Annotated in this window: 7 protein-coding genes; all 7 read right to left on the minus strand. The window is 71.2% G+C overall.

The annotated features are described in order from the left end of the window. Positions 1–1,077, minus strand: a 1,077-nt coding sequence (gene hemA, locus ABZ749_RS25195; RefSeq protein ID WP_357231922.1) for a glutamyl-tRNA reductase, incomplete at its 3' end; no start/stop codon positions are given. An 85-nt stretch (positions 1,078–1,162) separates the two neighbouring features. Then, positions 1,163–2,209 (minus strand): enediyne biosynthesis protein, encoded by a 1,047-nt coding sequence (locus ABZ749_RS25200; protein WP_357231925.1) that lies wholly within the window; start codon positions 2,207–2,209, stop codon positions 1,163–1,165. Then, on the minus strand, positions 2,206–4,140 hold the full coding sequence (locus ABZ749_RS25205; protein ID WP_357231937.1) for a CRTAC1 family protein: 1,935 nt from the start codon (positions 4,138–4,140) through the stop codon (positions 2,206–2,208). Before ABZ749_RS25205 ends, ABZ749_RS25200 begins: the two co-directional genes overlap by 4 nt. Positions 4,141–4,463: 323 nt before the next feature. Beyond that, positions 4,464–5,819 (minus strand): cytochrome P450, encoded by a 1,356-nt coding sequence (locus ABZ749_RS25210; protein WP_357231928.1) that lies wholly within the window; start codon positions 5,817–5,819, stop codon positions 4,464–4,466. Beyond that, positions 5,816–6,322: a flavin reductase family protein gene (locus ABZ749_RS25215; RefSeq protein WP_357231940.1), complete on the minus strand. Its 507-nt coding sequence runs from the start codon at positions 6,320–6,322 to the stop codon at positions 5,816–5,818. Before ABZ749_RS25215 ends, ABZ749_RS25210 begins: the two co-directional genes overlap by 4 nt. 48 nt (positions 6,323–6,370) lie before the next feature. Then, entirely contained in the window at positions 6,371–6,811 is a 441-nt protein-coding gene (locus ABZ749_RS25220) for an acyl-CoA thioesterase (protein ID WP_357231931.1), read from the minus strand. Between the two features lie 5 nt (positions 6,812–6,816). Then, positions 6,817–7,363: hypothetical protein (locus ABZ749_RS25225; protein WP_357231934.1), on the minus strand; the 547-nt coding region annotated here is incomplete at its 5' end.

The raw sequence follows: 7,363 nt of genomic DNA on the forward strand, positions 1-7,363 counted from the left end.
GACCGTCCGGTCGGCCCGGCGGCGCAGCGCGGCCACGGTCAGCCCGGCGTCGGCCCCGCGGAGCCGGCCGGCCAGCGCGTCGCGTTCGGCGGCCACGATCCGCTCGGCCGCATCCTGGTCCCGACGCTCGACACCGTGGCGCGCCACCGCGCCGAGTCCGCCGATGTCGACGACCACCACGCCGTCGAGTCGGGCGACCGCCGGATCCACGTCCCGGGGCATCGCCAGGTCCAGCACGAACAGCGGCAGGTCCGGGCCGCGGGTCAGCCGGCGACGTAGCGCCGGCGCGACCAGCTCAGCGGTGAGCACCGGGTCCGGTGCGGTCGTCGCTGTCACCACGACATCGGCGGCGGCGAGAGCCGGCACCAGGTCCGCCGCGGGCACGGGCCGCACGCCGTACGCCGAGACGAGCCGGCGGATGCCCTCGGCGCCGCGCCCGGCGACCGCGATCGGTCCGGCGCCGGCGCGGCTCAGCGCGGCGACGGCGATCCCGCCCATCGCCCCGGCACCGACCACCAGGGCGGGGCGGCCGGCGAGGCCACCGGGCAGGTGTCCCGCCGGCACGTCGAGGGCGGCGGTCACCGTGCTGGCGCCGCAGCGCCCGATGTCGGTCTCGGCCCGGACCCGTCGGCCGACCCGCAGCGCGTGCTGCACCAGCTCGTGGGTCAGCCGGCCGGCACTCCCGTACGAGACCGCGGCCCGGTACGCGGCCCGCACCTGCCCGAGGATCTGCGCCTCGCCGACCACCATCGAGTCCAGGCCGGCGGTGACGGTGAAGGTGTGCGCCACGGCGGCGTCGTCGTAATGCGCGTACAGGTGCCGGGCCAGCACGTCGGTCGACGCGTCGGCGTGCGTGGCGAGCGTCGCGCCGATCTCGCGCAGCCCGGCGTGGAATCCGCCGACCGCCGCCCACACCTCCACCCGGTTGCAGGTGGACAGCACCACCGCCTCCTCGACCGCCGGCCGGTCGAGCAGCGTGCGCAGCAGCCCTGGCAGGCTGGCGGATCCGACCGCGAGCCGTTCCAGTACGTCGACCGGAGTGGTCCGGTACGAGGCGCCGACGACGAGCAGGTTCATGGTGCACCTCCACGAAAGCGGCCGGTCCCGGCCACCGGCGGACCCACGACGAGCGGGCCGACCGGTGACCGGGACCGGCGGACGGTCAACGGGCGACCGGTAGCGCCACAGCGGCGGGCGGCGGTGCGGGTGTCAGGTTTTCCTCGGGTCGGTTGCGCTGCACCAGCCACCTGCCCCACCAGAACAGCCCACGGGCGAGGCATACCAGGGTCACGGCGAAGAACAGCGTGTAGACCACGTTGAACACCATCAGCAGGCCGTAGACCATGCCGACGCTGGCACCGAACATGAACTGCATCCGGGGTGCCGCCGGGGTCGTGCCCGGGTCGGTGATCATGTAGTTGGTGAACAGGACGAAGGCCACCCCGGTCATCGGGACCAGCGCGGCGACCAGCGACACGTCCCAGATGAAGTGCCGGAGCACCGCCTGGATCACGAACGCGCCCAGCCAGCCGACGATCAGCGGCACCTTCTTGGTCAGCATGGCGTTGAGCACCGTGCCCGCCGTCACGATGACCACCGGGATCAGAATGCTGATCACCCCGGGCACGTTCTCCGTGAAGTGGTACGGAGGGGCGATGTTGACCCAGGAGAACACCAGCAGCGTGATGGTGATGCCGAAGTTGGACGGGTTCATGAAGTGCCGCATCCGGCCCTTGATCGGCGCTTGGAGCACCGCCTTCTGACCGACCGCCACGACCACCGCGAACGCGATGGGCCAGAAGTTGTCGTTGGCGTACAGCAACATGTTCGCGGCCAGCGCGGTGATGTGCGCCGGCAGCAGGAAGGTGTAGACCCCCCACGCGCCGTTGCCGCTGAAGGCCGCCGGTCGCTTCAGCGCCCGCGCCGAGACCATCTCGACGATGATCTCGGTGCCGTATCCGACCGCCAGGGCCAGGATCGGCCACAGCCAGGGCTGCTCGAAACCGAGCACGGTGTAGCCCAGGATGTTGAAGACCGTCATCGACATGGCGAAGTTGCGCAGCGCCAGGTAGCGCGGATCCTTGCTGTCCACCCGCGGTACGGCGGGCCGGTCCGTTGTGGGCGTCGGCTGCGGTGCCGTCGCGGACGGCGTGACCGGGGTGGCGAGGGACAGCTCCCTGGTCGCCTCGGGTTGCTTGACGTCCGTCATCGCTTGGTCAACTCCTCGGCTCGACTGGTCAGCATGAAGTCGTGCCACCCGGCGGTCAGGTCGAGCGTCTGCCGGTGGGTGGCACCGGTGAGGTCACGCCAGAACAGCTCGGCCTTGACCGGCCGGTCGCCGGCGGCGCCGAGGCCGAAGAACACGTCGAAGCTGCGCTTGCCGGAGTGACCCCCGCCCCCGTCGAGCTGGGCGAGTTGGGTGCGGCCGTCGGCGGTGGTGACCCGCACCTGCGCGCCGTACGCCGGTGAGGAACCGTCGCCGGACAGCGTCGGCCGGGTCAGCCGCAGCCCCAGGAAGTTGCCGTTCCCGGGCTTCTCGTTGCGGTAGTAGGCCGGCGCACCCCACTGGCGGGCCACGGCGAAGTCCTGGCCCCCGTCGCCGTTGGTGTCGGCCACCGCCACACCCCGGGTGGGAATGGGTAGGGCCAGACCGAGTTCCTTGCTGATGTTGGCGTACCGGCCGTTGTCCTCGCGTACCCAGAACGCGAGCTCGTTGTCGCCGGCGATGTCGTCACCGGGTTCGGCCTTGGGCCACATGTCCGGGTCGGAGAGCAGCAGGTCGTTGCTGATCGCCAACTCCTGCAACCAGTTGAACCGGTTGATGGTGCCCTTCACGAAACCGGTGGCCTGGACGACCGCCAACCGCCCGCTGTTGTCGAAGTCGGCCATCTTGGCATCCCAGCCCCAACCGATCCACGCCATGTTCTTGGCGGAGGCCTGGTTGCGGAACGGCGCCTCGCCCCTGCTCAGCATCTTCCGCGCCTGCTCCGGCGTCGAGGCCGTGTTCTGCCAGAGGAAATTGCTCTCCTCCAGACCCCAGGACTCGGTGATGTTGCTGACGAACGCGTCGAACCGTCCGCGCCCCTCCAGGTCGGCGAAGTCGATGGACATGCCCTTGAACGAGTCGTGCCCGAGCACGAGTGACTTCGGGGTGATCGGGTCGCGCTGACCCTCCACCAGGTCGAATCGGATCTGCCCCGGCCTGGACCGGTTGTGGAAGAGCCGGTCCTGTCCGAAGTCGTTGGCCAGGTACAGCTCCGGAAGCAGATCGCCGTCCAGGTCCGCGGAGCTGGCGCCGAGCGTCCAGCCGGTGAAGAACTCCGGATCGCCGCCCACCTGCCTCTCGTAGCTCACCGAGGGCGAGTCACCGGTGGTAGCGCCGGTCCACCGTAGGAGGTACGCGCCACCGGCGTTGTGCGCGTGCGACATCGAGTGGTTCATCTGCACGTGCGGCAGGCCCTGCGGGTCGAGGACCTGGCTGTCCGGGAAGTAGTTGAAGATCCCGATGTCCGGACGGCCGTCACCGTCGAAGTCGGCCACCGCGACGGCGTTGGTGTTCCACAACGGACCGCGGTAGAGGGGGCCGGTGGTCTGCTGCGGGATCAGCTCGACCGGGTGGTACGCCGCGAGGCTCAGCGAGGTCACCCCGGGGCGCTGCAGGAACAGCACCGGCGTACGGCCCCAGTAGTAGACGAGCAGGTCCATCCGGCCGTCGAGGTTGAAGTCGCCGGGGGTGCAGCCCATCGGGGCGATCGCCGGACCCATCGGCAGCGGGGCCGGATCCAGCACGAACGGCGCATACGTGGCACCGCTGTCCGGGGCCGGGGTGACAACCGCCGCGTCGCTGCGGGTGTCGACAAGGCACAGGTCGTTCGCGCCACCCTGGCCGTCCAGGTCGTTGAGCGCCACTGCGGCGCCGACCGACGAGATCCAGGACCGGATGTGCTCGTACCGGGGGTTCACCTGACGCACGGTGCGCTGCGGCAGGCCGGGCGGCAGCGCGATCGGTCGTTCGGTGAACGCGTATCGGGAGGCCAGCGCGCTGCGCTCCTCGGCAGAGGCCGAGGGCAGCCGGGCCACCGAGAACAGGCCGGCGACCAGCACCAGGACGAACACGGGTGGAATCAGTCGGCGCAGGATGCCTACGGATTGCGGTGGCAAGTGTCCCCCTCGGGTAGACGGCGCCGGGACATACGGGTCGGCCGGCAGCGGGCGGTGCGGTCGGACGCGGCGTCTCGGTACGAACCATCGCCATGCTTTCGTCCGGCGCGGCGCGGTGTCTTCTCAGGAATTGCTCTCGGAGCTGTTTACGGCGAAGCGCGCACGGATGAAGAAATGTTTTCCGAAAGCGGCGAGTGCCACTGCTCACAACGGTTGTGACTCGGAAGGAAAGTGCCCGGAAACAGTCGTGGACGGCGCCGTCCCCACCCGGCGGACCGGGCGGGGACGGCGGCAGAGCACTATCAGTCGGGCAGGCCGACGCGCATGTGCAGGCCGCCGCGCACCCGCAGTGACAGCATCGGCTCAGGCACCACCGGGCGACCCGCCGGACGGGTCAGGCGCAGATCCCGCACCAGCAACGCGGTGGCGAAGGTGGCTTCCATCAGACCCAGGTGATTGCCCACGCAGAAACGGGGCCCCGCGCCGAACGGGATGTACGCGTACCGGGGTCGGTCGACGGAACGGGCCGGGTCGAATCGCTCCGGGTCGAATCGCTCCGGGTCGGCCCAGAACCGCGGGTTCCGGTGCAGGGTGTACGTGCAGATGAGCACATCCGCGCCCGCGGGGACGTGATAGCCGCCCACCTCGTCCTCGGACAGGGCCTTGCGCGGCAGCAGCCACACCGGCGGGTAGAGGCGCATCACCTCCTCCAGCACCATCGAGGTGTAGCGCAGCCGGCCCAGGTCGTCCATGGTGGGCAACCGGTCACCGAGCACCGAGACCACCTCGGCGCGCAGCCGTTCGCGTACCTCGGGGTGCCGGTCGAGCAGGTACAGGGTCCAGCTCAGTGTGCTGGCGGTCGTCTCGTGGCCGGCGAGCAGCAGGGTGACCAGTTCGTCGCGGAGCCGCGCGCGCCCGATGCGCGGATCCCGCTCCCGGCCGGCGGAGGCGATCAGTCGGGACAGCACATCCGCCCGGCCGTCGTCGGCACTGCCGCGCTCAGCGACCAACTGGTCGACGATTCCCTCCAGCCGCCGCCGGGACTGCCGGAACCGCAGCTGCCGGGGCAGCGGGAGCACCGGCGGCACCGCGCTCAACGTCGCCAGTTCGAACATCGCCTGGTCCTGCACGGCGGCGAAGTCACCGCCGATGGTCGGAAACCGGCCCAGGTCGGTGTCGAGCAGAGTACGGCCCAGCACCCCCAGCGTCAGCGAGGTCATCTCGTCCGACATGTCGACGACGTCGCCGGCTCGGCGGCGGAGCCGCTCGACCAGGGCCGCGGCCTCCTCCGCCACCTGACCGGCCTGGGCGGCGATCCGCCGGCTCTGGAACGCCGGCTGAATCACCTTGCGCTGCTTGCGCCACAGCTCACCCTCGCTGGTGAGCAACCCGTCGCCGAGCGCCCGCCGGGCGTGCACCAACCCGATGCCCTTGTGGTAGTTGGCGGCGTTGTCGGCCAGCACGTGCTTGGCGTGGTCCGGGTGGTTGAAGAAGTACAGGCTCTTCGGGCCGACGGGCAGGCGCGCCGCGTCGCCGTACCGTTGCGCGGCCGAGGTCATCATTCCCAGCCGGTCGCGATTCATCACCAGCAGCATGCGTAGCGCCGCGAGGCGCGGCGGACCGGGCGGCGTCCGGCGGGCCCGCGTCGCGACGCTCACGTCGTGGCTCCGCTACGCGCACGCTCCAACTGGCGGAACTGACCGTCGACGAAGACCAGCGCATCGTCGGCGTTGCGGTCCAGCGCCACCAGCCGCCCGATGAAGATGCTGTGGTCCCCGCCGTCGTACGCCTGCCACAACTCGCACTCGAAGTGCGCGATCGCGCCGACCAGCAGCGGTGAGCCGGTCCGGCTGCCGGGCTGCCACTCGGCGAACTCGAACTGCTCCCGGCCCAGCGGCCGGCGCCGGTCGGCGAAGTAGCGGGCCACCGGCTCCTGCGCCGCGCCGAGCACCGAGACCCCGAACTGCCCGGCCTCGGTCAGTGCGCCGTGCATCATCGCGTCCCGGCCGACGCAGACCAGGGCCAGCGGCGGATCCAGGGAGACCGCGGTGAATGAGTTGGCCGTCATGCCGTGCGGGGTCGGGCCGCCTACGGTGACCACCGTGACGCCGGTGGCGAAGGCGGCGAGTGCCCAGCGGAGTGTCTTCGGGTCGGTCACCAGGCCGGTGGGTTGGGGATGAGCAGTCACAGTGACTCCTGGGGTCGCCGGTCAGGCCCGTACGCCCACGGCGTACGGCTTGAGCGCGGCCTCCAACGCCTCGGGCACCCGGGTGGGGACGGTGCGGGTGTTGGGGCCGCGCATGCACGCCACGCGCTGCGAGCCGCGGGCGACGAGGAGTTCGCCGCCGCCGGTGTCCAGCCGGACGTAGTCGAAGCCGAACTCGACCTGGGTCTGCGCCAGCTCACGCAGATGCATCCGGACGGCCAGCTCGTCGAAGGCGGTGATCTCGGCGAAGAACTCGCAATCGACCCGCAGTGTGAACAGCTTGAGATCCGCCCGGAGGTCAGCCAGGACCGCCGGTGCCTTCTCCTTGAGGAACATCTCCCGGCACCGCCCCTGCCACCGCAGGTAGTTGACGTAGTAGACGTTGCCGACGAGGTTGGTCTCTTCGAACCCGACCGTGTGCCGGTACTCGAACCAGCGCTCCACCGTCGTCACCTCCCCTCGGTGAGGATCGCGAACACCACCGGCTCGTCGACGCCGCGTACCGCGGTGACGAAGGCCGCCACCCGCAGCTCGCCGGCCCCGAACACCGTCCAGCCGGGACGCGGCGAGGGCAGCAGGGTCAGCGGTCCGCCGGGCTGGCCGCCGGACTTCTGCACACACTCCAGCGCCGTCCAGACCCGCGTCGCGGCCGTGTCGGCGTCCTCACCGGTGTCCGCGGCAACGAGCCGGGCCAGGCCGGCGTGCTCGCCGAGCAGGCCGTCCCACACCGCGTCGTCGCGGTGGAGCACCGTTTCGACGTCGCAACCGAGGGCCCCGGTCGCGGTCACCGCCAGTGTCAGCCGCGCGCCGTGCGCCACTGACAGCGTCCGCCCGCCCGCGATCTCCGGGCGGCCGTCGGGGCGGTAGGTCACCTCGACCGGCTCGCCGGTCGAACGCCGCGCCGCGATCCGCGACCGGGCCCGCCGCACCGCCAGGTGCCCGCCCGGCTGGTCGACCGGCTCGGTCGGGCCGTCCGGCTCGACCGCCACGGCCACC

The organism is Micromonospora sp. NPDC047753 (assembly GCF_040642735.1).
Lineage (GTDB): Bacteria > Actinomycetota > Actinomycetes > Mycobacteriales > Micromonosporaceae > Micromonospora.

Bases quoted from the DNA above. Each gene is read 5' to 3' on its own strand.
- ABZ749_RS25200 (WP_357231925.1), bottom strand. From the start codon at position 2,209: ATGACGGACGTCAAGCAACCCGAGGCGACCAGGGAGCTGTCCCTCGCC.